At 62.8% G+C, this 26,721-nt stretch carries 27 protein-coding genes; 9 read left to right on the forward strand and 18 right to left on the reverse strand.

Annotated features, from left to right (window positions below; translation table 11 throughout):
- Positions 1-13: 13 nt before the first annotated feature.
- The 4 genes from J4G32_RS06015 to J4G32_RS06030 form a co-directional block, all read right to left on the reverse strand.
- Positions 14-415 (reverse strand): DUF3618 domain-containing protein, encoded by a 402-nt coding sequence (locus tag J4G32_RS06015; protein ID WP_210485196.1) that lies wholly within the window; start codon positions 413-415, stop codon positions 14-16.
- Positions 412-807 carry a phage holin family protein gene (locus tag J4G32_RS06020; protein WP_210485197.1) on the reverse strand — a complete coding sequence of 132 codons (396 nt, stop codon included), beginning with the start codon at positions 805-807 and terminating at the stop codon, positions 412-414. The genes J4G32_RS06015 and J4G32_RS06020 overlap by 4 nt, the downstream gene beginning before the upstream one ends.
- 11 nt (positions 808-818) lie before the next feature.
- Entirely contained in the window at positions 819-1,262 is a 444-nt protein-coding gene (locus J4G32_RS06025; RefSeq protein WP_210485198.1) for a hypothetical protein, read from the reverse strand.
- 360 nt (positions 1,263-1,622) lie between these two features.
- On the reverse strand, positions 1,623-2,048 hold the full coding sequence (locus tag J4G32_RS06030; protein ID WP_210485199.1) for a helix-turn-helix domain-containing protein: 426 nt from the start codon (positions 2,046-2,048) through the stop codon (positions 1,623-1,625).
- A gap of 112 nt (positions 2,049-2,160) precedes the next feature.
- On the opposite strand from J4G32_RS06030, the gene J4G32_RS06035 reads away from it, so the two are divergent.
- The 4 genes from J4G32_RS06035 to J4G32_RS06050 all read left to right on the forward strand — a co-directional run bounded on the left by J4G32_RS06035 (position 2,161) and on the right by J4G32_RS06050 (position 4,165).
- Complete coding sequence (locus tag J4G32_RS06035) at positions 2,161-2,898, forward strand: LuxR family transcriptional regulator (protein ID WP_210485200.1); 738 nt, start codon at positions 2,161-2,163, stop codon at positions 2,896-2,898.
- An 80-nt stretch (positions 2,899-2,978) separates the two neighbouring features.
- Positions 2,979-3,617: an acyl-homoserine-lactone synthase gene (locus J4G32_RS06040; RefSeq protein WP_210485201.1), complete on the forward strand. Its 639-nt coding sequence runs from the start codon at positions 2,979-2,981 to the stop codon at positions 3,615-3,617.
- Entirely contained in the window at positions 3,604-3,852 is a 249-nt protein-coding gene (locus J4G32_RS06045) for a hypothetical protein (protein ID WP_210485202.1), read from the forward strand. The genes J4G32_RS06040 and J4G32_RS06045 overlap by 14 nt, the downstream gene beginning before the upstream one ends.
- Positions 3,853-3,916: 64 nt before the next feature.
- Complete coding sequence (locus J4G32_RS06050; protein ID WP_425515496.1) at positions 3,917-4,165, forward strand: YgaP-like transmembrane domain; 249 nt, start codon at positions 3,917-3,919, stop codon at positions 4,163-4,165.
- Between the two features lie 52 nt (positions 4,166-4,217).
- Here the strand turns inward: J4G32_RS06050 and J4G32_RS06055 are convergent, their stop codons facing one another.
- From J4G32_RS06055 to J4G32_RS06065, 3 genes are all read right to left on the reverse strand, one after another.
- Positions 4,218-4,484 (reverse strand): GlsB/YeaQ/YmgE family stress response membrane protein, encoded by a 267-nt coding sequence (locus J4G32_RS06055; protein WP_210485203.1) that lies wholly within the window; start codon positions 4,482-4,484, stop codon positions 4,218-4,220.
- Between the two features lie 117 nt (positions 4,485-4,601).
- On the reverse strand, positions 4,602-8,888 hold the full coding sequence (locus J4G32_RS06060; protein ID WP_210485204.1) for a translocation/assembly module TamB domain-containing protein: 4,287 nt from the start codon (positions 8,886-8,888) through the stop codon (positions 4,602-4,604).
- Positions 8,888-10,825, reverse strand: a complete 1,938-nt coding sequence (locus J4G32_RS06065; RefSeq protein ID WP_343232592.1) for an autotransporter assembly complex protein TamA — start codon at positions 10,823-10,825, stop codon at positions 8,888-8,890. The genes J4G32_RS06060 and J4G32_RS06065 overlap by 1 nt, the downstream gene beginning before the upstream one ends.
- Positions 10,826-11,174: 349 nt before the next feature.
- Between J4G32_RS06065 and J4G32_RS06070 the strand changes: the two genes are divergently transcribed.
- The 4 genes from J4G32_RS06070 to J4G32_RS06085 all read left to right on the forward strand — a co-directional run bounded on the left by J4G32_RS06070 (position 11,175) and on the right by J4G32_RS06085 (position 15,065).
- Entirely contained in the window at positions 11,175-12,356 is a 1,182-nt protein-coding gene (locus tag J4G32_RS06070) for a L,D-transpeptidase (protein ID WP_210485206.1), read from the forward strand.
- A gap of 167 nt (positions 12,357-12,523) precedes the next feature.
- Positions 12,524-13,195, forward strand: coding sequence for a sigma-70 family RNA polymerase sigma factor (locus J4G32_RS06075; RefSeq protein WP_343232593.1), 672 nt, complete (start codon positions 12,524-12,526; stop codon positions 13,193-13,195).
- A gap of 188 nt (positions 13,196-13,383) precedes the next feature.
- On the forward strand, positions 13,384-14,484 hold the full coding sequence (locus J4G32_RS06080) for an extracellular catalytic domain type 1 short-chain-length polyhydroxyalkanoate depolymerase (protein WP_210485208.1): 1,101 nt from the start codon (positions 13,384-13,386) through the stop codon (positions 14,482-14,484).
- Positions 14,485-14,570: 86 nt separating this feature from the next.
- A complete protein-coding gene (locus J4G32_RS06085; RefSeq protein WP_210485209.1) occupies positions 14,571-15,065 on the forward strand; it encodes a YciE/YciF ferroxidase family protein in 495 nt (164 codons plus the stop codon).
- Positions 15,066-15,141: 76 nt separating this feature from the next.
- Here the strand turns inward: J4G32_RS06085 and J4G32_RS06090 are convergent, their stop codons facing one another.
- Positions 15,142-15,387: a DUF2188 domain-containing protein gene (locus J4G32_RS06090; protein ID WP_210485210.1), complete on the reverse strand. Its 246-nt coding sequence runs from the start codon at positions 15,385-15,387 to the stop codon at positions 15,142-15,144.
- Between the two features lie 283 nt (positions 15,388-15,670).
- Complete coding sequence (locus tag J4G32_RS06095) at positions 15,671-16,024, reverse strand: DUF6481 family protein (protein WP_210485529.1); 354 nt, start codon at positions 16,022-16,024, stop codon at positions 15,671-15,673.
- A gap of 237 nt (positions 16,025-16,261) precedes the next feature.
- Here J4G32_RS06095 and J4G32_RS06100 point away from each other — a divergent pair, with 237 nt between their 5' ends.
- Positions 16,262-17,086, forward strand: coding sequence for an aldo/keto reductase (locus J4G32_RS06100; RefSeq protein WP_210485211.1), 825 nt, complete (start codon positions 16,262-16,264; stop codon positions 17,084-17,086).
- A gap of 241 nt (positions 17,087-17,327) precedes the next feature.
- Here the strand turns inward: J4G32_RS06100 and J4G32_RS06105 are convergent, their stop codons facing one another.
- From J4G32_RS06105 to J4G32_RS06145, 9 genes are read right to left on the reverse strand one after another with little or no spacing between them, the layout of a single operon-like run.
- Positions 17,328-17,660 (reverse strand): cupin domain-containing protein, encoded by a 333-nt coding sequence (locus tag J4G32_RS06105; RefSeq protein WP_246504778.1) that lies wholly within the window; start codon positions 17,658-17,660, stop codon positions 17,328-17,330.
- A gap of 24 nt (positions 17,661-17,684) precedes the next feature.
- The gene (locus J4G32_RS06110) at positions 17,685-18,563 is read right to left on the reverse strand and encodes a branched-chain amino acid ABC transporter permease (protein ID WP_210485213.1); all 879 of its coding nucleotides are present in this window, start codon (positions 18,561-18,563) and stop codon (positions 17,685-17,687) included.
- Positions 18,556-19,329 carry an ABC transporter ATP-binding protein gene (locus J4G32_RS06115; RefSeq protein WP_210485214.1) on the reverse strand — a complete coding sequence of 258 codons (774 nt, stop codon included), beginning with the start codon at positions 19,327-19,329 and terminating at the stop codon, positions 18,556-18,558. The genes J4G32_RS06110 and J4G32_RS06115 overlap by 8 nt, the downstream gene beginning before the upstream one ends.
- A complete protein-coding gene (locus tag J4G32_RS06120) occupies positions 19,326-20,315 on the reverse strand; it encodes a branched-chain amino acid ABC transporter permease (RefSeq protein ID WP_210485215.1) in 990 nt (329 codons plus the stop codon). Before J4G32_RS06120 ends, J4G32_RS06115 begins: the two co-directional genes overlap by 4 nt.
- A complete protein-coding gene (locus J4G32_RS06125) occupies positions 20,284-21,003 on the reverse strand; it encodes an ABC transporter ATP-binding protein (protein WP_210485216.1) in 720 nt (239 codons plus the stop codon). The genes J4G32_RS06120 and J4G32_RS06125 overlap by 32 nt, the downstream gene beginning before the upstream one ends.
- Before the next feature lie 2 nt (positions 21,004-21,005).
- Positions 21,006-22,145 carry an ABC transporter substrate-binding protein gene (locus J4G32_RS06130; protein WP_210485217.1) on the reverse strand — a complete coding sequence of 380 codons (1,140 nt, stop codon included), beginning with the start codon at positions 22,143-22,145 and terminating at the stop codon, positions 21,006-21,008.
- Positions 22,146-22,167: 22 nt separating this feature from the next.
- A complete protein-coding gene (locus J4G32_RS06135; protein ID WP_210485218.1) occupies positions 22,168-23,721 on the reverse strand; it encodes a hydantoinase B/oxoprolinase family protein in 1,554 nt (517 codons plus the stop codon).
- A gap of 4 nt (positions 23,722-23,725) precedes the next feature.
- Positions 23,726-25,789 carry a hydantoinase/oxoprolinase family protein gene (locus J4G32_RS06140; RefSeq protein ID WP_210485219.1) on the reverse strand — a complete coding sequence of 688 codons (2,064 nt, stop codon included), beginning with the start codon at positions 25,787-25,789 and terminating at the stop codon, positions 23,726-23,728.
- Positions 25,790-25,793: 4 nt separating this feature from the next.
- Complete coding sequence (locus J4G32_RS06145) at positions 25,794-26,576, reverse strand: IclR family transcriptional regulator (RefSeq protein WP_210485220.1); 783 nt, start codon at positions 26,574-26,576, stop codon at positions 25,794-25,796.
- Positions 26,577-26,721 lie beyond the last annotated feature (145 nt).

Consider the following 26,721-nt stretch of genomic DNA (forward strand, 5'->3'; position numbering starts at 1 on the left):
TCCTGTGTGATGATCAAAGTCTGGCAGTAATGATGCGGCGGTGACCCTCAAGGTCTTCGCGCGACTGCAAGGTTGTTGCGCCCGCCCGATACAGGCGCGGCTCGGGAGGGACTATGGGAAGGTCAGCGTCCATCATGCCCTGCGAGCGGGTCTGAGATCGACGCGACCCAGGAGTCAGCCGATGGAGCAGCAGGCCCAATCCCGCAGCCACGAGAAGGACAGGGACCGGATTGTGTCGAAGCGTTTCGGTCACGTGATCGAAAAGCGGCGCGAATTTGCTCCGCCGGGCGGTACCCAGCAGATCGTCAACGACGCCTGAGACGGTAAGTTTTTCTTCGAGCCGGTCGAGGGTCAGATCGAGCCGCGCACGACTGACCTCGACCTCATGCTGGAGATCTTCAAGGCTGTCTGTCATCCAACGACCCTTTCGGAGAGAATTTCCGCGTCGCGCTTGACCGAACGGACGGTGCGTGTCGGAACGAGAGAAGCTGCGGCCATCGCCCGACGCCCGTAGAGAATGAGGCCCGCTGCAATCAGCGCCATCGCGCCCCCGACGATGAGGGCCGCCAAGGCTCGCGAGTCGAGAATCCCGGCAAGCCAGTCCACGAGGGCCTCGGTGAAGAGCATGAGGGCCGCGACGGAGAAAACGGCCGCCACGACCATCATGCCGACACCCACGAACATCATGCGGACATTCTGGGTCATCTCTGTGCGAAAGAGCGTGAACTCCTTCTGGGCGAGATCACCGCTTTCGCGCAGAACGTCCCCCAGAAGCGCTTTGATCGTCTGGTTGGTTTGACCGGACATGATCGCCTCCTTTACGCTCGGGGACGGGCTGGAACCGTACGGCGTGGCCTCAAGGCCTCAAGGTCGTCCTGCTCGTCGCGCAGGTCCTCTGACGTGCTCTTGATGAAGCGCGCGGCGACAAAACCCACTGCCAGCGAGGCAATGCCGAACGCCATGGGACGACGCCTTACAACCGCTTCAACATCACTGAAAATCTCCGAAAAGGTCCGCTCGCGAATTGAATCGGCGAGCTGCTCCAGGCCTTCGGCTGCGCTGTCGACGACAGCCTGAATATTGGGGCGCTCGTCAAAAGAGCTCGTCGACGACCGCAGCGAGGTTGCAAGATCGGCGACGGACTGAGCAACGTCAGCTTTGCGCTTACCAGCGTAATCGGTCGCCTGCTCCTTGGCCGCATCAATGAAATGGCGCCCCTGCGACACCGCTGCGTCAGCAATGCCCCCGACATCGGTTCGCAAGGCGTCCCAATCATCCGCGCTCATTCCGGATGGCTTTGCCTGATCCTTGTTCTGTTGACCCACGCTCATTTTTCACCCCTCGCAATCGCCAGACAGTAACCACGCCGCACTCGGCTGGTTCCCAGACGCACCGGCAGCGTCCGCCGGAAAACGACGACTGTCGTGCACGGTCCGTTCGAAAGCCAGCGGCGTTCGCAGGGCTCCCTTCGAAAAGGTGTCGCGAGAAGGTCTCGCACGCGGCACCCCGCGGTTGCGATCCTGGATCGGGCGGGGACGACGGGGGCGTAGCGCAGGGGCGTGGCGGCACAGCCCGACCCGCTGGGAGGCGGGACCGCCACGCGTCAAACCGTCAAGACGGAGTCACAGTCGACGGAGTGACGCCTTGCTCGGCAGCATCGGAGTGGGTCCGGTTGCCAGCATATCCACCAGATCAGCCACCGTTCGGCGGGTGCGATCATCCTTGAGGCGAATGAAGCTCTCGACCAGCCGGTCGCTGTCGGGACAGGCGAGAAATTCAGTCATGCCGCGCCTCTCGGAGGGGACGCTGACACCCAGGAAGGCAACTCCCTCGAAGAAGAACTCGATGCCGACATCGAGGATGCTGGCGATGTGAAGAAGCCGCCCGGCGCCAATGCGATTGGTCCCCTTCTCATATTTCTGGATCTGCTGAAACGTCAGGCCAAGCGCCTCGCCGAGGGCCTCCTGACTCATGCCCAGCGCCATGCGGCGGCGGCGCACCTGAGTTCCGATATGGCGGTCGACCGCAGTCGGCGACTTCTTCTCCACAGATAACCCCTGTGCACATTGTGGACGATAGCTCCTAATCGCCCATTTCAAAAACTAAAAGTAGATTTATTCTATAATTCACTTTTAAATTGTAATCGTGCGGGAGGACACATTGGGGGGAGAGAGCTTCAGCTATGCCAACGAGGCGTTCGCGTTCGTGGAGCGACTTGATCACCTGACGAGCCCGTCCGCGATCCTGGACGCCATGGAAGTCTCGTTGTCCCGCTTCGGTTTCCAGAATTTCATCGTCGCAGGCCTTCCCGGCCCCCGGGAGCGGGTGGACCAAGTCGTGTTGCTCAAGAAATGGCCGCCCGGCTGGTTTGATCTTTACATCAGCGAGGATTTCGTCCGCGACGACCCGATCATCCGCCGCTGCCGGAACTCTGTTCAGCCTTTCGCCTGGATCGAGGCACCCTTCGACCGCGAGAAAGAGCCCCGCTGCCTCGAGGTGATGAACCGGGCAAGCGATTTCGGCATGACCCACGGGTTCTGCCTGCCGATCCATGGCATCAACGGCTACGAAGCCTGTATCTCCATGAGCGGCACCGATCTCGACCTCACCGCCAAGACGAAGCCAGCGCTCCATTTGATGAGCGTTTATGCGTTTGAGCGGATCCGCGCGCAGATGTCTCCGGAGCGGCAATCGGCCGGTAAGCCCCTTACCGCGCGGGAGCGGGAGATGCTGGCCTGGGCGGCGGCGGGAAAATCGGCCGCCGATACCGGCGACATCCTCGGGATCACAGAGCGCACCGTGACGGCGCATATCGTCAGCGCCTGCCACAAACTTGAGGCCACCAACAAGACACAGGCTGTCGCGCGGGCGCTCCAGTACAGGCTGCTCAACATCTGACCCTGTAGGTTCTTACAATATCTTTCTGCCAAGCTGCACGTAAATATCCCGCCTCCAAAAAGACCGAGGGGGAGATTTTCATGACACTTGTCCACGTGGTGACATCCAGAAACCGGACGCAATACAAAGAACAGATGTCGCAATATTTTCGTATCCGACACGAAATCTTCGTCGAGGAGCGCGGCTGGGAGCAGCTGCGGCGCGCTGACGGCGTGGAGCGTGATCAATACGACAACGCGCAGGCCATCTATCTTCTGGCCCTGGATAACGGCCGGGTCGTTGGCGGCCAACGCCTTTATCCGACGCTCCTGCCCCATATGATGAGCGACGTCTTCGCGAACCTTGCAACGCGCGGCGTGCCGCGCTCGGAGAGCATTTTCGAATGCACGCGCTACTTTGTCGTCAAGGAGCGGCGAACAGGCCGGACCGATTGCCGCCTGCTTGCCGCCATGCAGGAATACTGCCTGTCGGCGGGCATTACAGACATTACCGCGGTCGTGGAGATGTGGTGGATGCCACGGTGGCATCAGATCGGCTTCAAGGTCCGACCTCTGGGTCTCCCGGCCGTCATCGAGAACGAGCCCTGCATGGCAGCGCAGATTGCCATCTCGCGGGAAAGTCTCGAGCAGGTTCGGCGCGTGGGCGGCTTGCGGGGCCCTAGCCTGCTCCAGGAGAAAAGGCATCCGGCGAACGAGAGGATGCCCCATGTCGCGGCATAACAAGCGAAATCCGCTCAAGAGCTTCCTCCAGGAAGAAATGGCGTTGAGCATCACCGATACCATGATGGACTCGCTGGCGCGGCTGCCGTCAGTCACCCGCCTCCGCCTGCTGGCCTTTCTCCATTTCGTGGAGGAGCCCACACGCTTATCGGCCGAACTCGACTTTGCTGATTCGGGCGATCTCCGCCTGACCCTGGTGGCGCGGCAGTCGGGCCAAGCCGGGAACTGCCATTGAGAGGCGTTGGAACCACGCCTCGCCTGCTCGCGTTCGCCACGGGCACAAGCTAAGGAGAACTGATGTGGCGAACGGGACGATGGACCATGACGAGGGCGCGGAACTGACCACGGCAGAGCGCGCCGCCTATATTATTGCTGGTCTCGGCCTCGCTGCCGCTGGGGCCAAACCCCGGCCGAACCCGCTCTTGAATGTTCTCGCGCTGGCTGGTGGATCCTATCTCGCCTGGCGCGGCTATGTGGGAACCTGCCCGGTGAAGGCAGCCCTTTACGGCGTAGGCGACCGGGTGGCCGAACTGTCGGACCGGTCCTGACAGCAAAAAGGCCGCATCGCCCGATGCGGCCTCCTCTTCTGGTTCGGCGCGCTCAGTAAGTCGACGACGACCGGCGGCCGGCGATGACGCCCCAGATGAAGAGCACGACGATCGCGCCCACGATGGCGCCAATGAAGCCTGCCCCTTCATCGGCCCTGTACCAGCCGATAGCCTGCCCGAGATAGGTGGCCACGAATGCGCCGATGATCCCAAGGATCGTGGTCAGGATAAAGCCGGAAGGTTCATTTGAACCGGGCATGATGAGTTTCGCGATGACGCCCGCGACGAAGCCGATAATGATCGTCCAGATAATGCTCATGAATGGGTTCCCCTCTTTGACTGGCCCCTCTTGCAACGCGGAAGTGCGGCTAAGGTTGCGGACCTGACACTGACAGTCTGATATTTCTCTCAGCGACACGCCAGTCTCTTGAGCCGCTCAGTATTCCCATTCGGCACCGACCCCCAGCGAGGTGTTGCCGTCTGCGCCGACCTCGCCCTGGATTCGCACCCGTCGCGTGACATCGATATCGACCGATACACCGGTCTCCGATGTCGAGGCGCCGGCCTTCACGCCCACGCTGACCCGGTCGCTGATCGCACGCGAGATCCCGATGGCAGGCCCGCCCTCGGCACCGAGCGAGATATCAAGCCCTTGCACGCCGAGGGATTTCCGCAGGCTTTCGAAAACATCGTCGCCGCCGCCCCCGGAGAATTGGGCCGCCGCTTGCGCGAGGGTGAGCGCCTGCGTCACCGACAAGCCACCTGACGCCTTCGAGAAGAGGATCCGCGACAGAACCTCGTCCTGCGGCAGATCCGGATCCGACGAGAAAGCGAATTGCGGCTCTCGCGCGGTGCCCGAGACAGAGACCCGGGCGGTGACCTCGCCGGCGTTGGTTTCTGCCACGAAATCCAGTTCCGGCGTCAGGTCGCCGGTGAAGGTGAGGAGGCCGCGGGTGAAGTCGAGGCGCGTGCCGACGACTGTCAGGCGTCCCCGTCGCAGCTCGAAGGCACCGATGGCGATCGGATCCTGCAGGGTGCCGGAGAGCCGAAGATCACCCCCGAGCTCCGCATCGATCCCGCGCCCACGCACGTAGATTCGGTTGGGAGCGCTGAGGGTGAGGTCGAGGACGGCGTTGAACGGCGAGGCGCGGCGGGACGTCGCCCGCGCCTGCGCCTCCATGGCCAGGCGTTTCGCAACGATCGGCGGCGGCTTGATATGCTTCGTGCCCGGGATCGGGCGCACCGTCGTCGGCAGCCGCTCGGGTACCGTGACGTCAAGGGAGACAATCCGGACCTGGCCTGCAACACGAGGGTTCTGCGACAGCGGTCCCGACAGGGCAAGCGACAGATCGGCCACCGCCTGGACCAGATCGTTGGACACAAGTTCCGCCTTCTGGCCTGTGATCCGGATATCCCCCGGGAAGCCCGCGGCGGGATCAAGCCGCACGCGGCCACTGGCCGACAGCGTACCGCTGTTGCGGGTCGATGCCGAGAACGACTCGATGACGAGATCCGTGCCGCGCGCGCTCAGGCGACCCTGGATATTGTCGAGCCGGATGCCCTGCAGCGCATCACGAAAGCTTCCACCGCTGATCACCACCGAGCCGTTGACCGCAGGTTGGGTCAGCGCACCGGTGGCCCGGACGTCGATGGTCGCTGCGCCGCTCACCTGACGACCGGATACGGACAGGAATCCGTTCGCGACCGACAGGTCGAGGCGACCCTTCGCCGACACGTCGAGATTTCCCTGTGGGCTGAGCGGAACGCTGCCATTGAGGCGGAATGTGCCGGCCTTTCCGGCCGTGATGGTGCCGTCGACAGTCGTCGCTCCGCCGGACAGACGCCCCTGCGCTGCGATCTCGATCGGAGGCGCACCGAGACCGCGGGCTTGCGCGGCCACGAGACGAGACACGCGTACGCGCCAATCACCTGTCGGCGCGGCACCGGTGCCGCCAATCTGCGCCGTCCCCTCGAGCGTTCCCGAAAGACCCGTGCCGGGCATGAGGATATCGGCGGCCGAGAGCGGCACCGCCTTTGCGGCCAGGCGAAGATCGAGCGTCGCGCCGGCGCGCCCGTCGACGCTGACCGTTCCGCCATCAACCGCGATGTCGAGATTGTCGATGATCACAGCGCCGTTGCCGAAGCTGATCGTTGCGGGGTTCGCGAGAGCGATCTGCCGACGATCACGCCGGGCCGTGAAGGCTGCAAGCTCGAAACGCACCGGGCTGTCGGGAACGAGCCGTCCGCGGGCATCAATATCGAACCCGCGGGCGCGAGCGGCCAGAACCACATCGCTTGCGGACGCGCTGCCCTTCGCGTCCAGGCGGATCTGCGAAAAGGTTTCGCCGCCGACAACGGCCTGGTTTGCGCTGATGGCAGCATCGATGATCGGCTTTGCATAGATATCGGCAAGTGTGGCTTTGGCCGACAGTCGATCGACTGTCGCGTCGCCGATGCGCAGACGCTGACCACTCGCGTCGAGCTGCATGTTCTGTTTGCCTTCGGGCGCATCGAAGCCCATCTCCGCCCGTATGTCGCCACCCAGACGGGTGAGCACGAGGGGTGACAGATCGTCGAGATTGCGCGCGTCGATGCTGAGGCGGCCCACCGCGAGCTGCGCAGCGTCGAGAGTGAATTGACCGGCGACCTGAGCCGATCCCACTTTCAGGGCGAGGCCGTCCAGATGCCATCCGCCTTCTGCGCGTTTGGCAAGGCGCAAGGTGCCATTGGCCGGTTTCCCATCCACCGTGCCCGCTAGCGTCGTGCGCAGATCGATGAGGCCCAGGAGGTCTGTCCCGCTGGCGTCGATGGCGAGTTGCGGGATCGGACGGCCAAGCGCCGTCCCATTGCGCATCTCCGCATGGAGTGTCGCATCGGGACGCTCCAGACGTCCCGTGACCTTCGCGGTGATCGACCCCTGCCCCGACAGTCGCCGGTCAGCGAGGCGCAGATCGGGCAGGTCGACGGCCGCGTCGACGGCGACGTTCTCGGCCGTGGCCGCACCGTCGAGACGGGCCGAGGCGTGCGCGCCTGACAGGCGCAGATCGCTGAATCCGAAGCCACCCTTCGGCAACATGCGAACACCGCCCTTCAGAGAGACGACACCACCTGACAACCCATCGACAGCGGCAAGGCCTGTCGAAAACGTGGTGACCTTCGCATCGATGGTGGCATTCACCGGCGCCTTCGAGAGCAGACCCTGGACCTGCGCATCGAGAGCAAGGGCACCGCGCAGCCTCAAGGATGCCAGGTCGCCGAACCGCGCGAGGTCGGGCGCATTCACCACGAGCGCGCCGAGCGCATCCTCGGAGCCGAGCTTTCCTGAATAGCGCGCATTCACCGATGGGCTCGTGAGCTGCGCCGTCTCCACATCGGCGGTGCCGTCGGGAGACGCTGTCGCGCGGATGACCAAGCTGATTTGATCGCCAACGGCACGCGCCAGAGCGGGATCCGACAGCGCGACGCCGCTCGCCTTCGCGTCGGCCGCGATGGCGATGCGCGTGGCGGGCTCAGAGAGCGGGCCGTTGGGCAGGACCGAGAAGGTCGCGTCGAGCTTCCCAAGCCGGCCAGACGGCAGGCTTACCTGCTCCGCTTCGAGATCGCCCCTGATCTGTGGCGACGACAACTGGCCGGCGACAGATCCGTTAAACACCAGGGTCTTGATCTCCGCCAAGCCCGCAACGGTCTTGTCCTGTCCGGTGGGAACCGCACGGGCCGAGAGCCTGAGATCGACACTGCGATCCGCCGCCATGGTGCCGGTCGCGTCGAGCCGCGCCGTGCGCGACACGATCGAGAATTGCGGAATGGTGATCTTTCCGTCATCGGCAAAGATCGTCACGCTGTCGAGTTCCGTCGTACCCGCAAAGACCGGCGCGACCGGGGCCGGCAACAGGCCCTCGATCTGCGCATTCAGATCGAGTACCAAGTGCCGGAACGCACCCTGCCGCTTGAGGTTGGCCTCTCCTGTTGCACCAATCGTGTTGCCCGCATTGAAGTTGAGCGTGGCGCCGAACGCATCCAGCGTGCCGGTTCCCGCGAGATCAAGCTTGACGGGCGGCAGACCTGGGATGTTCGCCGCGCGCGACAGAATTCCCCCCGCAGGCTCATCGAGTGCCAACGTCAGATCGAGCTTTTCAGCCGCGTAGTTGAGGCGGGCCGCAAGCGTTCCCGGCGCATCGAGACGCCGTCCGTCAAAACGCAACGTCAAACCTTCCTTCGGGTCGCCCAGCGAGGCAGCGCCAGACGCTGTGAGCTGCGCAGCGGTGCCAATGACGGGCTCGCCGAGCACCAACTCCCGCAGAAGAAAATCGGCAATCTGAACTTTGACGGGTAGTTCGGGCAGGAGAGGCTGGTCAGCGCCTGGAACTGTCTCATCGGACGCAATGGGGCGGCGCAGGATCTCGAGCTTTCCGATCTCCAGCTTGTCCACCTCGAGGCGTCGCGAGAGGAGTGCGAGACGTCGCCAGACGAAGCGCACGCGATCCAGCCGGAACCAGACCCCATCCTTATCGGAGATGGTGATGTTGCGAATGGTGGCGTCTGACGAGAGCGCGCCTTCGACGTCGCCGATCGACACCTGGGTGGAGGGCGTCGACAAGGCGCGCGAGATCAAGCCGGAGAGAAATCCCTTGTCGGCTTCGTCGCTCTTCGTACCAAGAGTGAGCGCGAGAAAGATCGCAAACGCGGCCACGAGGACGGAGGGAATGAAAAAACGACGCATCATCAAAAGGCCTGACCGATGCTGACATAAATGGAGACTGGCTTATCGCCGGGTCGGCGATCGAGCGGCGCTGCCACATCGAGCCGAATGGGTCCAATGGCCGTATAATAGCGCAGTCCGAGTCCGGCCGAGAACCGCATCTTGTCTTCGAAATCCGGAAAGCCGGAATCGAACGCCCCGCCCGCATCCACGAACGGCACGATTCCGATCGTATCGGTGACCTTGATGCGTGCCTCGAGAGAACCCTCGAGCAGGCTGCGGCCGCCCACAACAAAGCCGAACGGTCCCTGCGGGCCGATGCTCTGATAGCGGAAGCCACGCACCGAACCGCCGCCGCCGGCGAAGAACCGGAAATTCGCCGGGATATCCTCAAGCGACGCGCCAACGATCGATCCAAATCCGATGCGGCCGGCGAGAATGTAGCGAGAATCCTCGTCAAGGGAATAATACGCCGAGGCCGAGGCCTTGCTCACCGTCATGCCCACCGTGGAGCCGAAAAATGTCGGGTAGGGAACAACCGACGCAGTCAGGCGCATGCCGCGCGAGGGGTCGAGCGGCTTGTCGGTGGAATCGTAGGTAACCGATACCGGCGTGCCGACGACGAGGTAATCGACCTGCCCAAGCACGTCGCTCGTCTGGCCCTTCTGCACCTGCAGGCCGCCCTGAACCGAGAAGGTATCGCTGAATCGGTGTCGGATGAAACCGGTCAGATCCGCGAAACGGCTGGTGTAGCCGCCGAAGCGGTCGCCACCGGTGCGATCGCGCTCAAGCGTTCCATCGATCAGCAGGTCGTTGCGCGTTCCGTAAAGCGCCGGCTTGAGGAAGCTCGCCTTGAACCGACCGCCGATGTCGGATGGCTCAATGTCGTCGAACCGTTTGATCCGTGTCCCGTCATTGCGGGGCGCGAGAAAGATATCGGATTCCAACCGCAGGCGCTCCGCACCGCCGAACAGGTTGCGATGTTCCCAATATCCATGCAGAGCCGGCCCGTCGATGGTGGAGTAGCGCGCCGAAAAGCCCACCACACGCGGCTTTCTCTCTGTCACTTCAACGAAGACAGGCAATTGGCCATTGGCGTCGAGGGTCTCAGCTTCTCGAATGCGGACCGACCCGAGCGCCTGAATCCGCCCGACGGATTTGCGCATATCGGCGATGGCCTTCGGCGAATACGGATCGCCTTGTTCGGCATAGACGAAGGACCGGATCACCGCCGGGTCGACAGTCTCCGCGCCGGTGACCGTGATCGGCCCGATGGGAGCCACTGGCCCCGGTGCGATCGCGAATGCGACATCCATGATCCGCTGGGGGTGAAAGACGATCGGATCGATCGAGACGGCTTTGGCCAGCGGACGTGACTGCGCCCGAAAATGATCCACCATGCGCGCCTGTGCAGCCCTGAGATCCGCCGAACGGGCCGGATCGCCGGCCGACAAGCCCACAACCTTCGGAGGCAATTCCTGCGCTGTAAAGGGAAGCCGCGTCTGCGCATCGTTTGTCGCAATGGCGCGCAACGCGAAGAGCGGTCCGGTCTGCACACGCACGGCGATGGGCACCACGTCCCGCGCACGGTAGGCATTGGCAGCCCGAGCAGCACGGCCGGGATCCTCGCCGAGGGTCAAGGCCGTTCCGGCGACGTCGAAGGACAGTGTCGCGTTGTAATATCCCAGTCCCCAAAGGGCATCGAGAAGCGGGCCGAAATCCGCCTGGGCGCGCCGCGCAAGGGAATCGCCTTCGGCCGGCGGCTCGTTGCGCAGGCGATACAGCCCGGATGTATCCTTCAATGTCTGCTCGACAGCCTTGGCATCGCCTTCAACCGCGAACGTCACAACGTACGGAAGGGATTGCGCCGATGGCGTCGGTGGCGTTTCCTTGGAACCGAACCATCCAAAAAGGTCGAGGGCCTGCGCTTCGCTTCTCTCAAAAACGGCAATGTACGCCACAAGACATGCTGACAATGAGAGCGCTTGGCGCCACGGCGATCGATGCATCCAGTTCTCCAACGGCCGCAGACAGCGGCATCATTGCGGAATTTTTGTGATTGTGGCGAAATCTAATGGCCGATTGGTGATCAAACCGCCAGTCTTCCGATCGGTTCAGGTGCGACATCGCTTTAGCCTTAACAGGACGTTTCGACCTGTCGGCAAACGCCGCAAAACGCGCGCCGTCGTTCCGTTTTCGCCAAACCCGATGTAACGCTGTTATGCGGTCTGATCGAGTTCTGTTAGCATTAACGGCGCCTTAAACGGAGGTCGTTAGCGTGTGGCTTTGCGATCATCCGTGAGCCCTTCGATGAGTGTCAGACTCAAGACCGTCCTGTTCATTACCGCGGCGTATTTCCTCTCAGGTCCCGCACACGCGCAGCCGGAGATGCGCTTGCTGGAGCCGAACCCGGTGGTGCAGATAGCGCCGTTGCAAGCGCCACTGCTGACGACGCAGCCCGAGCCACGGCAGGATCCCATCGGCGCGCTGATCGAACAACAGAAGGCTCCGCCAAAACCCAGGCTCACCGCCACCGAATTGATCGCCGGTTCCGAAGTCCAGGCACTGGCGACCGCGCCTCTCGGGATCGGCGAACAGAGTGCGATGATCCTGCGATTGCAGGTCATGCTTGATCGCGCACATGCCTCACCGGGTGTGATCGATGGCTATAACGGCGACAATGTTGCAAAAGCCGTTGCGGCCGTCGAGGCGATGCTGGGTCTGCTAGCCGACGGAGTGCTCGACCAACAGGTGTGGAGCACGCTCACGCTGACCCACCCTGCACCCCCACTCACGACCTACACGATCAAACCCGAGGATGTCGCAGGTCCGTTCGTGCCTGACATGCCGAAGGATTATGCCGAGATGGCAAAGCTGGAGCGCCTTGCCTATCGCGATCCGCTCGAACTGCTCGCCGAGAAATTTCACATGAGCGAGGACTTGCTCCGGCAACTGAATCCGAGTGCCAATCTGTCCGAAGCCGGAACGGCGATCATTGTGGCCAATGTTGCAGGGCCTGCCTCGGCAAAGGTCGTGCGGCTCATTGCCGACAAGGGCAAGCGACGTCTTCTCGGCTTCGATGCGAGTGGGACGCTGGTGGTGTCCTATCCGGCGACCATCGGCAGCAGCGATCTGCCGTCTCCCGTGGGCACGCATCTGGTCAGGACCATCGCGACCGACCCGGAATATTGGTACAGGCCGAAGGTGAATTTTCAGCAGGGCAACAACACCCAGGCGCTGCGCCTTGCGCCCGGTCCCAACAACCCTGTGGGGAGCGCATGGATCGGGCTCGACAAGCCGACCTACGGCATCCACGGGACGCCATCGCCCAACAAGATCGACAAGACCAACAGCCATGGCTGCGTTCGTCTGACCAATTGGGATGTGCGTGAACTGGCAAAGCTGGTGCAGCCAGGCGTGGTTGTCACGTTTCTGGAGCCGGACGCCGGCCTGCCGGAGCCCGAGGTCGTTGGCAGCATCGCGAAGCGATGAGGGACGAGAAAGTCCCCTTTCTCACAGCGCGCGCGCCATGCGCCTGCCGGACGCATCGAAATCATGCTCATTGCGTCCCTGACGGGCGCAAAAGTGGTTGCTATCCGCCAAGCTCTCACCATTTCTAGAGGATGACTCGCAAGAACGACAATGGGGATATCCAAGCTGTGGCCGCAAACCTGAACCCCGAGATCCAGGCTCACCTCGGCGAGCAGTTGCGCGCGCTCTATGGGGATCCGACCGCCCAGAAAATTCCGCGCGACCTGACTCAGTTGCTGGCGCGTGTCTCGCAAGTGATCCGCGCCCATCAGGAGCCTGTCGACCAAGCCTTTATCGACGGCATCATGAGCAGCATCCCGAACCTGCGAGGGTTCGCGATTTCGCTCACGAAGAATATCGACCGCGCCGAAGACCTTGTGCAGGACACGGTCCTGAAGGCCTTGAGCAAGCGAGAGAGTTTCCAGGAGGGCACGAACCTCCGGGCATGGCTGTTCACCATCCTGCGGAACAACTTCTTCTCGACCCATCGCAAGAAGGGGCGCGAGGTCGAAGACGCGGACGGCGCTCACGCGGCCACTCTCGTGACGATTCCGGACCAGCATGACAAACTGGTTCACCAGGATCTGCAGGCCGCCCTCGCCCGTCTCTCGCCCGACCAGCGGGACGTGATCATTCTCGTTGGGGCGGAGGGGATGTCATACGATGAAGCGGCGGCTGCTCTTGGCTGCGCGGTCGGCACGGTCAAAAGCCGGGTGAACCGTGCCAGAAATCGTCTGGCCGAGCTGATGGGTCTCGCAGGTGAAGACGGAATCGGCGGCTCTCGTTCGACCAGCACCTGAGACATAGTGTCCAGTCCGCCTCTTACGCCACAAAAAATTGTGCAGTGCAGCAACTGATCCGGTCGCCTAGTGTTGTCACCCGATTGAGGATGAGCATAATGGCCGGACTTGGTAATACAGTTGCAGATCTTTTGAGGCAGCAGGCGTCGTGGCGTTCCAATCTTTCTGATGGGATGGAGCCCACCACTGTGCCCGAAGTCAGGGGCGCGGGCATTTTGGACGAGATCGACGAGACCGGCCCAAATCCCGGAAACCTGCGAATGTTTCGCTATTCGCCACCCGACATGCGGGCGAACGCCGCTCTCGTCGTTGTTCTGCATGGCTGCACGCAACGGGCAGCGGCCTATGCGGATGGTGCCGGCTGGGTGGAACTCGCGGACCGCTTCGGCTTCTGTCTTCTCATGCCGGAACAGCGCCGCACCAACAATCCCAATCTCTGCTTCAACTGGTTCTTGCCCGGCGACACCACGCGCGGTGCCGGCGAAGTCACGTCCATCCGCGAAATGATTTCGCGGACCGTCGCGGATTGCCGGATCGACCCCTCGCGCGTCTTCATCACCGGCCTGTCGGCCGGCGGCGCCATGACGTCCGCCATGCTGGCGACCTATCCCGAGGTTTTTGCGGGGGGCGCCGTCATTGCAGGACTGCCTTATCAGAGCGCTACCGACATTCCGGGCGCGTTCAAAGTGATGTCCGAAGCCCGGACCTTGCCGTCCCGGGACTGGGCCGCCCTTGTCCGCCAAGCCTCCCAGCACAAAGGGCCATGGCCGAAGGTGTCCATCTGGCACGGCGCGGACGACCGGACGGTCGATCCGATCAACGCCGCGGAAATCGCCAAGCAATGGACCGAGCTCCACGGAACTGGCCAGAAACCGGATCTCGTCGAGCCTCATGACCTCTACACAAGACGAGCGTGGTCCGCTGCCGATGGGAAACCGGTCGTCGAAGAGTATATCGTCCCGGGCCTTGGCCATGGCACGCCCCTCGACACCGGCAGTGGGGACGACCAGTTCGGCGCGGCAGCGCCTTTTCTCCTCGAGGCCGGCTTGTCGTCGAGCCTGCGCATTGCCCAGTTCTGGGGGATCGCGACAGTTCCGGAACAAACTTCCGCGCCGGCGCCAGCCCCGTCGAGGGTTCAATCGACCGGCGTCTCAACCGACGTGGCGACGCTTGCCCGGCCGACGACAGCGACCCGGGAACGTGTCGAACGCAAAGTCGAGACACCGGAGCGGTTCGATGTCGGGGCCATCATCAATCGCGCCCTGCGCAACGCCGGTCTTTTAAAATAGTGTGGGCGAACGTTCGGTTTCGACGCGGAACCGGCTTGGTCGCGGGAAGTTGATGAGGCGATCGACACCCGCGACAGGAGCCCAGAATGGCAAAGACTGAAAAAACGCTCGACGACCTTTTCCTTCACACGCTCAAGGACATCTACTACGCCGAGAAGCAGATCCTGAAGGCGCTTCCCAAAATGGCCAAGAATGCCGAATCGGAGGAACTCAAGGCAGCGTTCGAAACCCATCGCGAGCAAACCCAAGGGCAGATCGAGCGACTCGAAGAGGTGTTCAAGATGCTGGGCAAGCCAGCGCGCGGCGTTGCCTGCGAGGCGATCAACGGCATCATCGAGGAAGGCAAAGAACTCATGGAGGACTTTGCCGACAGCCCTGCTCTCGATGCGGGCATTCTGGCCGCCGCTCAGGCCGTCGAGCATTATGAAATCACGCGGTACGGGTCGCTCAGGACATGGGCGAACGAGCTGGGCATGAAAGATGCCGCCAAACTTTTCGACGCGACCCTCAAGGAGGAAAAGGACACCGACCTTCTCTTGAGCCGCATGGCTGAGAGCCGCGTCAACGTCAAAGCTGCCTGACGCGCAGAAGTCGCTATATAAAAAAGCCCCCGCCATCGGCGGGGGCTTTCACATGGACAGCGTCGCGGATCAACGCTTACTTCGTGTCTCTTACGCTAGTCGTCGGGCGATCACTGCCGCTAGCCGTTTCCTCGTGCCACTCGCCCTTGGAATCCTCGTATTCGATCGGACCCGTTTCGCCGGGAGCCTGCTGCTCGCTGGCAGCGCGCTCTGCTGCCTTCAAGGCTTCCGCATGAGTCGCAAACGGCTCTGAGAACACACCCTGCGCCTTGTAGGCCCAGCCTCCGTCGTGTTCTACAATCTCGTACAAAACCTTCGTCACGACTGTTCTCCTTGTTGCATCAGGCGAATGAGTGAGAGGTCGAAGTGGTTCCGGCTTTTAACCGACAGCGCGGGTCGATAGAAGCGCCACGACGCGAACGGTCTTTCTCCGAGCAACACGCAAGACAGACTTCGGGACGTATCCAACGCAGACGGTGGCGTGAAGCTCTGGAGCGTGCGCGGGTCTTGGGAAGCGTGGGTCTTGAGAAGCGCCGGTGAAAGGTGGATCGCGTCCATCGGTACACGATACCATGGCGCCGCACGAAGCGGCACCAGATTGCTTTCTATTTGCGCGCCTTGCGGGCGGCATAGCGAGCGTCCCGGGCCACTTTTCGCTCGATTTCGAGAGCTGCTTCGCGGGCTTCGCGCTCGGCGGCTTCCGTTTCGGCGGCCACATGGGCTTCCTGACGGGCCTTTTCTTCGGCTGCCAGCCGGGCTTTTTCCTCGGCCGCGCGCGTAATTCCACGCTCGGCGAGGCGCTGGTCACGAGCCTTGGCCACGGCTTCGCGCTCGGCGCGGCGCTCGGCAACCGCAGGATCGTCCACACTCGGGCGTGCCTTGAATTTCTCCAGCAATGCCTTCTTGGCGTCCGCAGCAGTGGTCAGTCTCTCGTTGAAATCCTTCTTGAGGCTCTTCACGTCAGTCCTTTGTTCAGTACGATCACGATCCGGAATATTGCCGATAGCCCTACGACGTTGGCTTATCGTCATCAATCGTAAAATGCCCGTGAGGCGATTCTTCGGCAAAGACCGTCTTGACTCGGCCTGATCCGTCGCGCGGAGGCCCCTGTTGCAAAGCGTGGCAGTGGCCGATCGGCGCAATTGGGCTATCATCGGCAACCCCTGAGTTGGCGCCGACAGCAAAAAGGACAATCGATGCATACCCAACCCATGGTAGAGCTCAGCGACGGCCGGTCGATTCCCCAATTGGGCTTCGGAGTCTGGAGAATCCCCGAAGACGAGACCTCCTCAGTCGTTCAGCAGGCGATTGCTGCCGGATACCGCTCCATCGACACGGCCGCGATCTACCAGAATGAGCGTGGCGTCGGCCTTGCCATCCAAGAATCCCCGGTGGACCGCTCGGAGCTTTTTATCACCACCAAGCTCTGGAACGAGGAGCAAGGCTTCGACACCACCATGCGGGCCTGCACTGAAAGTCTCAGGAAGCTGCAGCTGGATTCAGTCGATCTTTACCTGATTCACTGGCCCCTGCCGAAGCGCGACAGATATCTGGACACATGGCGGGCCTTCATCAGGCTGCGGGAGGAAGGCAAGGCGAAATCGATCGGGGTGTCGAATTTCACGGTCGCCACGCTGCAGCGTCTGATGGACGACACAGGAGTCGCTCCAGTCCTCAACCAGATCGAATTGCACCCCCGGTTTCAGCAGCGCGAACTGCGCGAATTCCACGCCAAACACGGGATTGCAACAGAATCCTGGTCACCCCTTGGGCGCGGCGCGTTCCACGATCCGGCCATTGCGGCGATCGCGGAAAAGCACGGCAAAAGCCCGGCGCAGATCGTGCTGCGCTGGCATCTTGACAGCGGGTTGATCGTGATTCCCAAATCGACGACTCCCGCACGGATCCGCGAGAACTTCGACCTGTTCGGCTTCACACTGGATTCCGACGACATGGCGGCCATCGCAAAGCTGGATGACCCGGCCGGGCGCGTCGGCTCGCATCCGGACACGATGGAATAGCGGGGAAGTGGCTGACGCCGAAGACATGCACATCAAGTGCGTGAGGTGACAACAGACGGCCGTCAGGGATTCCCTCCCAGACGGCGCGTGTTCGGCATCCACCACCCTACAGTCGAGACCCGAATGGCCCAGAACCTTCGATTTCCTGATAGGAATCGAATTCGACGACGGTTCCGATGGTGGGGAAAATGCACGGCTCCCACATGGTATCAGGGGCTCGCTGTCGGTCCCCATCGCCATCTCAGGCATATTCGGGACGCTGCGGCGTAAACACATCCAGGTTGATCACCGGCTCGTCACCCACGACCTCGCCCCAATGCACGACGTTGGGTGGAATGACGATCAGCCCGCCGCCGGTGATCAGATGCACCTCTTCGCCCACATGAAAGCGGATCGTGCCGCTGATGATATAAGCGATCTGCTCGTGAATGTGGCTATGAGGCTTGGGTTCATGACCCGGCATCAAGCGATGGAGGGCGACGGTTGCGCCCTCGCCCGTAAAGCCCTTGCGCTCGACACCCTCACGAACCGGCGTCCAGGGAATCTCGTTCCAATTGATTGTTGCAACGGGCATCACGTGTCTCCACTTCTCACAAGGTTATTTTGATGTTCCGAGCAGTCCGGAGGGCCTGAAGAACAGGAACACGAGCAGGACCGACAGAGCGGCCACGTTCTTGAGACCGGCGCCCAGCGAAACGACCGCAATGGCCTGCACGAGCCCGAGCATCAGACCGCCGAGGAACGCCCCGAAGGGTCGCCCGAATCCGCCGACGATCGCCGCGATGAAGCCGCTGATGGCAAACGGAACACCCACATTGAAGGCGGTGTACTGAGTCGGCGTGATGAGGATTCCGGCGATTGCACCGAGAGCGGCGCTGAGTGCGAACGAAAGCGCCAGCATGCGGGACACGGGGATGCCGAGAAGTGAGGCCGCCTCACGATTGATCGCACAGGCGCGCATGGCCTTGCCCGTATTCGTCATGCGGAAAAACAGCGCCAGCAAGGTGACGATGGTGAGCGAGCCGCCGACGATCCACAGAAACTGATAGCCGATTGCGATCGTGCCGATCCTGATCGGCGGCAAATCCGTGAACACCGGCAGTGTCCGCGGCTGGTCGCCGGCAACGATCAGGGTCAACCGCTCGATGACGATCTGCGCCGCCAGCGTCGCGAGGATCATCACGAACATGGTTGCCTGGCGGTTCCAGAGCGGACGTACGACGACGCGTTCCACCACGACACCGAGTGCGGCAACGAGCACGATGGAAATGGCTGCTGCGAGGGGAAGCGGCAGGCCTGCCCGCTGCAGGAGTGCGTGGGTGATCATGCCACCCAGCATGACGAAGGCGCCCTGGGCAAAATTGACGATGCCGCTGGCGTTGTAGATCACGCAGAAGCCGATGCCGATCAGGCCATACACGCAACCGACCCCGAGGCCGCTCACGAGGATTTGGAGAACAAACGACAGATCACCCATGGCCGATCTCCACGCCGCCCAGATATGCCGCGAGGACGTCAGGATTCTTCTGCACCTCCTCGGGAAGGCCCTGGGCGATCTTTTTGCCGAAATCCAGAACGACGACTTCATCGGCGGTGTTCATGACAAGCGTCATGTCGTGCTCGATCAACAGGACCGCGGTGCCGGTCTCCGCAATGCGCCGGATGATGCCTGACAACCGTTTGGTTTCGTCAGCATTCAGGCCCGCCGCCGGCTCATCGAGCAGAAGCAGCTTCGGTTTGGCGGCGAGCGCGCGGGCGACTTCGAGCAATCGCTGCTGGCCATAGGGCAACGCCGTGGCGAAGGCATGCGCGTGATCCGAAAGACCCACGAATTCGAGCAGTTCCCAGGCGCGGGCCTCGATCTGGGTCTCTTCGCGCCGCGCCCAGCCTGGTCGCGCGAGCGCCGCGAAGATACCGCCACGCGTATGAAGATGCTGACCGGCCTTGACGTTGTCGAGGACGCTCATGTTCTGAAACAGCTGCACGAGCTGAAAGGTGCGGATCAACCCACGCGCGGCCACATCTTCGGGTCGGATGCCGGTGATGTCGCGGCCGTCGAGGAAAATCTGTCCGTCGCTGGGCGCGAGCGCGCCGGAGATGAGGCTGAACAGGGTCGTCTTGCCGGCACCGTTGGGACCGATGACCGCCGTGACGCCGGTGCTGCCGATATCGAAGCTCACCGAGTCGACTGCCACGAGGCCGCCGAACCGGCGCGTGACGTTCTTGAGACTGAGCGTCGTCACGGCGCTCCCCCCACCTTCTTCGCGGGCACGTAGCGGTCGAACAGGGCCGCCAGCCCACGAGGCGCATAGATCAGCAAAAGGATGAGCACCGCCCCATAGGCCAGGTCCTGATAGTCCTTGAAGGCTCGGAACGTATCCGGCAGCAGGCTGACGATCAGCGCGCCGAGAAGCGGGCCTGCGACAGTACCGATCCCACCCACATAGAGCATGGTGAACGACAGAATGACCATGTGGAGACCGAAGACCTCGGGACTGACGAAGCCCACCACATGGACGAAGAGCGAACCCGCAAGGGCAGCGCAGGCGGCCGACAGGATGAACGACGCCAGCTTGTAGCGCGCGACGTCAACGCCGAGCGCGCGCGCCGCATCCTCGCTGCCGGCAACCGCAAAGAACGCACGGCCCAGACGCGAGGTGCGGATTCGCGCCGACATGAAGGTGAGAATAAGGACGATGACAACGAGCAGCGCCAACTGGCCGCGGTCGGACGTGACCTCATAGGCGCCGATGCCGAGGGGCGGAATACCGGAAATGCCCATATAGCCCTGTGTCACCGACGACCATTCGACGCTGATCTCGTAAGTGATCAGGCCGATGGCGAGCGTGCCCATCGCAAGGTAGTGGCCCTTCAGGCGCAGGGTCGGATAGCCGATGAGAAAGGCGCACAGGACCGCCAGCGCAACGCCCACGGCGATCGCCGGAAGGGTCGTCCATTCATAGGCCGTCGTCAGCACCGCCGAGGTGTAACCGCTGATCGCCGCGAACGCGTTCTGGCCGAACGAGACCTGGTTGGTAAAACCCATGAAGATGTTCAGGCCGATCACGAACACGGCGTAGATCAGGGCGAACACCACCAGCGTGACGACATAGCCGCCCGACAGGAATGCATAGCCGACGATCCCCGCCGAGATGATCCACGGCAGCCACGCGAGCGTGTCGGTCCATCGGAACCGGCTAGGCAAAGTAGTAGCGAGCAAGCTCGTCATGAGATTGCACCTCGCGAGGATCGATGGCTGCAACGATGCGCCCCAGTGACAGGAGGTAGGCGCGGCGGGCGAGTTTGAGTGCCAGTGGCGCTTTCTGCTCCACAAGCACGATGGGAAGACCCTGCTCGTTCAGGACGCGCAATTTCTCGAGAATCTCCGTCATCACCCGCGGGGCGAGGCCGAGAGACGGCTCGTCCAGCAGCAGAATCTTGGGGTCAGCCATGAGCGCCCGTCCGATGGCAAGCATCTGCTGCTCGCCGCCAGACATGGAGCCTGCCACCTGCGACAGGCGTTCCTTGAGACGCGGGAAAAGTTCGAACACCCGCGCCTGACGGCGTTCGTACTCGCCCTTGCCGCCCTGAAGCCGGTAGGCGCCAAGTTGCAGGTTCTCGGCCACCGACATGGGCCCGAAGATGCCACGCCCTTCCGGAACGAGGATGATCCCCTGGGAGGCTACCGCGACCGTGTCGTGCCGCGGCAGCGCCTTTCCGCGAAAGTGAACCGTTCCGCCCGTTTCGACCAGACCCATGATCGCCCGCAGGAGCGTGGACTTGCCCGCGCCGTTCGGGCCGAGAACCGCCACGAGTTCGGCCTCCTCCACGTGCATGTCCACGCTCTTGAGCGCCTCGACATGCCCGTAGCGCGCCGAGAGGCCCGTGGCTTTCAGGATGGGCTCCGGGTTCGCCATGGCTATTGGACGACCTTCACCTTGCCGTCCACGATGGTGCCGAGAACGAACGGGTTGATCGTCAGGCCCTGGTGCACCTCGGGCGAGAAGTCATAGACGCCTGTCGTGCCCTGATAGCCGCTGAGGCCCTCGATGGCGTCGCGCACCTTGGGACCCTCGAACGACCCGCCTTTCTCGATAGCCGCAGCCGTCAGCATCAGGCCGTCCCATCCGCGCGAGGCCCAGTTCGGATCGCGGTCGCCGTATTTCTCACGCCAAGGCGCCAGGAAACGATCGATCTCGGTCGCGAGCGGACCGGCAGGAAGCGCGTCACGTACCTGCGAGGGCGACGCCACGAAGAAGAACTTGTCGCCCAACACCTCGGCCACTGGGCGGAACACGGCGAGATCCTCGAGGCTGGTGAGGAGCAGCATGTTGAGGCCGAGCTGCTTGATGTTCTTTGCGGCCGTCAGCGTGGTGCCACCAAGGCCGATCTTCAGAATCGCGCCGGCGCCCGCCGAGTTCATCTTGCTGATCTGGACACTGAGATCCGCATCGTCCTGCTTGTATTGCTCGATACCGACGATCTCGATCCCGTATTTGGCGGCTTCCTTCTCGGCGACCGTCTTCTGCAGATTCGCGTAGGGCGTGGGGTCATGCAGCACGCCGATCTTGCGGACCTGGGTCTTGTCTTTCAGGTAGGCAAGGCGGGTCTCGACCTCGAAGCCGGCAGGCGGCAGGGTGGTGTAGGCCCATTTCACCTGCGCGGGCTGCTGAGGCAGGATCGAGCACAGGACCATCGGCACTTCGGCCCGCACGAGAATGGGCGCCGCTGCAAAATTGCCGGCCGAGACGCAGCCGCTGATGAACATGCCGACCCCATCGGAGCTCAGCATCTTGCGGTAGACCGTCACGGCTTCCTGCGGCTCGGAGCGGTTGTCCTCGACGATGATCTGGACCTTTCGGCCCTTGATTCCGCCCTTGGCATTGATGGTGGCGGCCGCCAGTTCGACGCCGTCGCGCCACGCGCGATCGACGGTTGCCGCATAGCCAGTCAAGCCGGCCGAGATGCCGATCTTGAAGGGCTCCTGGGCGATTGCCGGACCGGCGAGGCTGGCAAGGCCGCCGACGGTCAAGGCGCTCAAGATCAAATGATACTTCATGCGATGTCCTCCCTCTTTTTTGTTAGGTTCCCGATGCGCGGCCGAAGCCGCCACCGCCTGGCGTTTCCAGGAGAACGACGTCTCCCGGCTTCATCGTCAGCTTTCGCGCCTCGCTCACGGACGAGCCGTTGACGAGGAAACGTCCATGTTGGCCCGGCTCACCGCCAGCGATGCCCTCCGGGCCCATTTCGAGCCGGCTTGGCACCGCATTCAGCAGCCAGGGCGTTTCTGTTCGCATGTGAAAGGCGATGCTCTGGCCATCGCCCCCCCGCATGCGCCCTGCCCCGCCGGAGCCGGCACGCAGCTCCTTGCGGTCGAAAACGATCGGCATCGCGGCTTCGAGAATTTCAATCGGAACCGCCGCAACGCCGGTAGGATAACACGTGGCGCTCAGGCCCGGCTTGTTGGCGCGCGCGCCCATGCCGCCCGAGTAGTTGAACATCGACGACGTGAACGACTCACCCGATTCACGCTTGCCCTGGATCTGAATGGTCCAGACCGCGCCCGAACCTTCGGCCAGAACACGATCTGGAATGACCTGGTGAAGCGCCTTGAGGATCGGCATCGGCACATACATGCCCACCACATGGCGTGCATTGACCGGCGCCGGATATTCGCAATTCACGATGGATCCCAGCGGTGCTTCCACGAGAATGGGCGCAAGGCTGCCGGTGTTGTTCGGCAGGTCGGGATTGAGACAGCTGCGGATCGCAAAGGTCGTGTAGGCATGGGTGTAGTTCAACACCACGTTGATGCCGGTCGATGTCTGCGGCGAGCTGCCGGCGAAATCCACCGTAATGGTGCCTTCCACCGCGTCCACCGTCACGGCGGTTTTCAGCGTGATGATCTCGCCGCCGGGAACGTCGAACTGGCTCTCGCCATGATAAGTGCCGGGCTTGAGCTTGCGGATGGCATCGCGGGTGGCCTGCTCGGAGCGGTCGATGATCTCATCGGACAACGTCTCGAGATCGGGCAATCCATAGCGGCGGCACATGGCGATGAGGTGATCGGCCGCCGCCTGCCCGCTCGAGACCTGCGCGGCGAGGTCGCCGAACACCGCATCGGGCGTGCGCACATTGGTTCGGATGATGGCGTGCAGATCCTCGTTGGGAACGCCCTTCTTATAGAGTTTCAGCGGCGGAATCCACAAACCCTCCTCATGGACGTCGCGGGCGCCTGCGCCGATGCCGTAGCCGCCGATATCGGTGTGGTGAATGGTCGAGCCGATATAGGCGATGATCCGGTCGCCGTCGAAGATCGGCGTCATCACGGTGATATCGAAGAAGTGTCCGGCCGACAGCCAGGGATCGTTCGTGACGAGAACGTCGCCGGGTTCGCAACGCCCGTCGAAGATGCGCACGAGATGGGCGCCGGCAAACGCCAGCGAATTGATATGACCGGGCGTGCCGGTATTGGCCTGGACGACCATGCGCCCGCGCCGGTCGAACATGGCGCAGGCGAGATCGCCTGCCTCGCGCACGATCGGGCTGAAGGCGATGCGCTGGAGCGCCTTGGCGCGCTCCGACACGATGCCGATGAGATTGGACCAGAGAATTTCGAGTTCGACGCCATCCATGGCACTAACCTTTCGTCGCGATGATGCAGCCGAACTGATCGATGGTTCCGGACCAGTCAGGGGGCAGCGCCGTCGTCGTTTCACGTTCTTCGATGATCGCCGGGCCACGAATGGTCTGGCCGACCGCAAGCGACGACCGATCATAGACCGGGACATCCTGGTCGTCGCTCCACGCGTGCACCTTGCGATGGTTCTTGGGCTTGCCCTCGATGCTCGCCGGTTGGCCGGCAACGTGGAAGGGGATGAGCGGACCGCGCGCGGTGACGCGCCAGCTCACGAGCTCGATGGGCACATGCGACGGATTGACCCCGTAGAGCTTGCGGTAGAGATCCTCGAACAGCGTCGCGATCGAGGCCTGGTTCTCGGTCTCGCGCGGGTCGCCATTGAACGTGACGCTGACCTCGTGCTGCTGGCCGAAATAGCGCATCTCCGCGCCAAAGATCAGCGTGACGTCGGACGGCGCACAACCCGCCTCGCGCAGCGCCGTCGACGCCTCGCCTGTGAGGTCGTCGAGAATGCGGCCGACCCGGGTCATGTCGAGCGCGTCGATCCGCGTCAGGTCGGAGCGGACCAGGTCCAGGCGCACCGGCGTCACAAGTGTTCCGAACGATGACAGCACGCTCGAGCGCGGCGGCACGATCACGCTGGAGCTTTGCAACAGGGAGGCAACCTCGCAGGCGTGCAGCGGGCCGGCGCCGCCGAAGGCGAAGAGCGGCAGGCCGCGATAATCGAGGCCGCGGTCGGTCGCATGGGTCCGCGCAGCCGACGCCATCGCTTCGGTAACGACACGGAAAATCCCGCGCGCCACCTGAACCGGCGAGATGGAAAGATCGTCCGATAGCCGCTGGATGGCCGCGGTTGTCGCCGCGCGGTCGAGCGGCATGTCGCCGCCCAGGAAGTTCTCCGCATCGATAAGGCCGAGCGCGAGATCCGCATCGGTCACCGTCGCCTTCGTGCCGCCCCGCCCATAGCAGGCCGGGCCGGGATTGGAGCCCGCACTCTCTGGACCCACCTTCAGCAACCCCAGCGCGTCCACATGGGCGATACTGCCGCCGCCCGCACCGATCTCGATCATGTCGATGGACGGCACCGTTACGGGGAGGCCACTGCCTTCCTTGAACCGATAGCGCCGGTCGACCTCGAACAGGCCGGTCACCAGCGGCTCACGGTTTTCGATGAGACAGGCTTTGGCGGTCGTGCCGCCCATATCGAACGACATCAGGCGGTCGATGCCGAGAATCTCCGCGTAGTGACACGCCGCAAGAGCGCCAGCCGCCGGGCCGCTCTCAATCATGCGAACCGGATTGCGGCCGGCCGTCTCGGCCGCCACGACGCCACCGGAGCTGAGCATGATGAGCGGCGTATTGCTGAAGCCTTCAGAAGCCAGACGCTCGGTGAGTCGACGCAGATAGGGCTGTGAGATCGGCATCGTGTAGGCGTTGACGGTGGTGGTCGATGCGCGCGGATATTCACGGATCTGCGGCGCCACCTCGGCGGAGGTGCAGATGAACACGCCCGGCAGCAGGTCGGCCAACCCCTTGGCAACCGCACGCTCGTTCGCCGGATTGGTAAAGCTGTTGAGGAAACAGATCGCTACGGCGTGAGCCCCGCTGGCCTTCAAATCGGCGGCAATCGCCGTGATGTCCTTCGGGTCGGGTGTGAGAACGATGGTTCCATCCGCCAACGTGCGCTCGGCGATCCCGAATGTCAGGTCGCGGGAGACCAGGGGCTCGGGAAACTCGATCTGCGGGTCGTACATCTCATAGCGATGCTCGTTGCGGATGACGAGCACGTCGCGAAATCCCTCGGTGACGACGAGCGCCGTGGGCTTGCCCTTGCGCTCGATGAGCGCGTTGGTGACGACCGTGGTTGCGTGAACCACAACGCCGTCGATATCGTCCGGCGAAACCCCGGCCTTTTTCATCACGGCTGCCACACCGCCGAAAAACCCCTCGAGCAGATCGTCATGCGTCGTCAGGGTCTTGTCGACGGTGAGACTGCCATCCGAATTGCGCAGGACGATGTCGGTGAAGGTTCCGCCGATATCGACGGCAAGCGAGTAGGTCATGGTGTCATTGCCTCCAGCCGAGAGATTGCGAGATCCGTTTGGCTGTTTCGACCACGTCATGGACCTGATCGGGTTTCGGATGCGCTGGGATGAATTGCGTCGGTCCCACTATGGCGATGGTGCCGACGAGTGCGTTGGCGTGATCGAAAACGGGGGCGGCGAGCGTGTTGACGCCGGTGATCACCTCGTCCGGCGCGGTCGACCAGCCACGCCCTCGAATGGCCTCGATCTCCCGCATGAGAGCATCCACGTCGGTGTGGGTTTCGGGCGTCCACGGCTTCAGCGGCTGCTTGCGAAGCTCGTCGCCGAGGTTGGCCGGACCGAAGGCGAGCCACGTTTTGCCGTGAGCGCTGGCGTGCAGATCCAGCCGCGTGCCGGGACGCGTGCCGAATTCGATGACACTCAAGCCCTGGATCAGTTCAAGGACGACGACCTCGCGGTCGAGAAGGGCGCAGATCGTGACTGCCTGCCCGGTTTTGTCGCGAAGGATCATCAATTCGTGATGGGCTGCCCGGACCACGTCGAACCGACGCCGGCACGCCTCGCCGAGCACGAGCAGCTTGACTCCGATATCGTAGTGGCCGGTTGCAGGATCCTGTCGCACGAAGCCGTGCTGGGTGAGCGTGTGGAGGTGGCGGTAGACCGTTGCCTTGGAGGCCGAAAAGGCTTTGGCGATGGCGCCGAGCGATGTGGCCTGCGTCTGATAGGACAAGTGTTCGACGAGCCGAAGCGCGAGGTCCAGTGTCGACGTTCCTTGTCGAGGTTTGAGCCCCTTAGCGTCATCCATCTCGATCGTTCCGGCCCTGGTTGTTTCAAATAATGAAACGTCTTTTTATTATTAGAAACGCAATGTTCCCTGACGCCGTTCTGTTGTCAATCCCCCATCGGAAGCATCCTCTGCACCCTCGACCGTTTCGCGGCTGCGGCATTTG

Source organism: Microvirga antarctica, assembly GCF_017921815.1.
In the GTDB taxonomy this organism is placed as follows: Bacteria; Pseudomonadota; Alphaproteobacteria; order Rhizobiales; family Beijerinckiaceae; genus Microvirga; species Microvirga antarctica.

Bases quoted from the DNA above. Each gene is read 5' to 3' on its own strand.
- J4G32_RS06120 (WP_210485215.1), bottom strand. From the start codon at position 20,315: ATGACGAGCTTGCTCGCTACTACTTTGCCTAGCCGGTTCCGATGGACC.
- J4G32_RS06140 (WP_210485219.1), bottom strand. From the start codon at position 25,789: ATGACCTACTCGCTTGCCGTCGATATCGGCGGAACCTTCACCGACATC.
- J4G32_RS06020 (WP_210485197.1), bottom strand. From the start codon at position 807: ATGTCCGGTCAAACCAACCAGACGATCAAAGCGCTTCTGGGGGACGTT.
- J4G32_RS06135 (WP_210485218.1), bottom strand. From the start codon at position 23,721: ATGGATGGCGTCGAACTCGAAATTCTCTGGTCCAATCTCATCGGCATC.
- J4G32_RS06125 (WP_210485216.1), bottom strand. From the start codon at position 21,003: ATGGCGAACCCGGAGCCCATCCTGAAAGCCACGGGCCTCTCGGCGCGC.
- J4G32_RS06100 (WP_210485211.1), top strand. From the start codon at position 16,262: ATGCATACCCAACCCATGGTAGAGCTCAGCGACGGCCGGTCGATTCCC.
- J4G32_RS06070 (WP_210485206.1), top strand. From the start codon at position 11,175: ATGAGTGTCAGACTCAAGACCGTCCTGTTCATTACCGCGGCGTATTTC.
- J4G32_RS06105 (WP_246504778.1), bottom strand. From the start codon at position 17,660: ATGCCCGTTGCAACAATCAATTGGAACGAGATTCCCTGGACGCCGGTT.
- J4G32_RS06045 (WP_210485202.1), top strand. From the start codon at position 3,604: ATGTCGCGGCATAACAAGCGAAATCCGCTCAAGAGCTTCCTCCAGGAA.
- J4G32_RS06130 (WP_210485217.1), bottom strand. From the start codon at position 22,145: ATGAAGTATCATTTGATCTTGAGCGCCTTGACCGTCGGCGGCCTTGCC.
- J4G32_RS06055 (WP_210485203.1), bottom strand. From the start codon at position 4,484: ATGAGCATTATCTGGACGATCATTATCGGCTTCGTCGCGGGCGTCATC.
- J4G32_RS06040 (WP_210485201.1), top strand. From the start codon at position 2,979: ATGACACTTGTCCACGTGGTGACATCCAGAAACCGGACGCAATACAAA.
- J4G32_RS06015 (WP_210485196.1), bottom strand. From the start codon at position 415: ATGACAGACAGCCTTGAAGATCTCCAGCATGAGGTCGAGGTCAGTCGT.
- J4G32_RS06060 (WP_210485204.1), bottom strand. From the start codon at position 8,888: ATGATGCGTCGTTTTTTCATTCCCTCCGTCCTCGTGGCCGCGTTTGCG.
- J4G32_RS06110 (WP_210485213.1), bottom strand. From the start codon at position 18,563: ATGGGTGATCTGTCGTTTGTTCTCCAAATCCTCGTGAGCGGCCTCGGG.
- J4G32_RS06085 (WP_210485209.1), top strand. From the start codon at position 14,571: ATGGCAAAGACTGAAAAAACGCTCGACGACCTTTTCCTTCACACGCTC.
- J4G32_RS06145 (WP_210485220.1), bottom strand. From the start codon at position 26,576: ATGGATGACGCTAAGGGGCTCAAACCTCGACAAGGAACGTCGACACTG.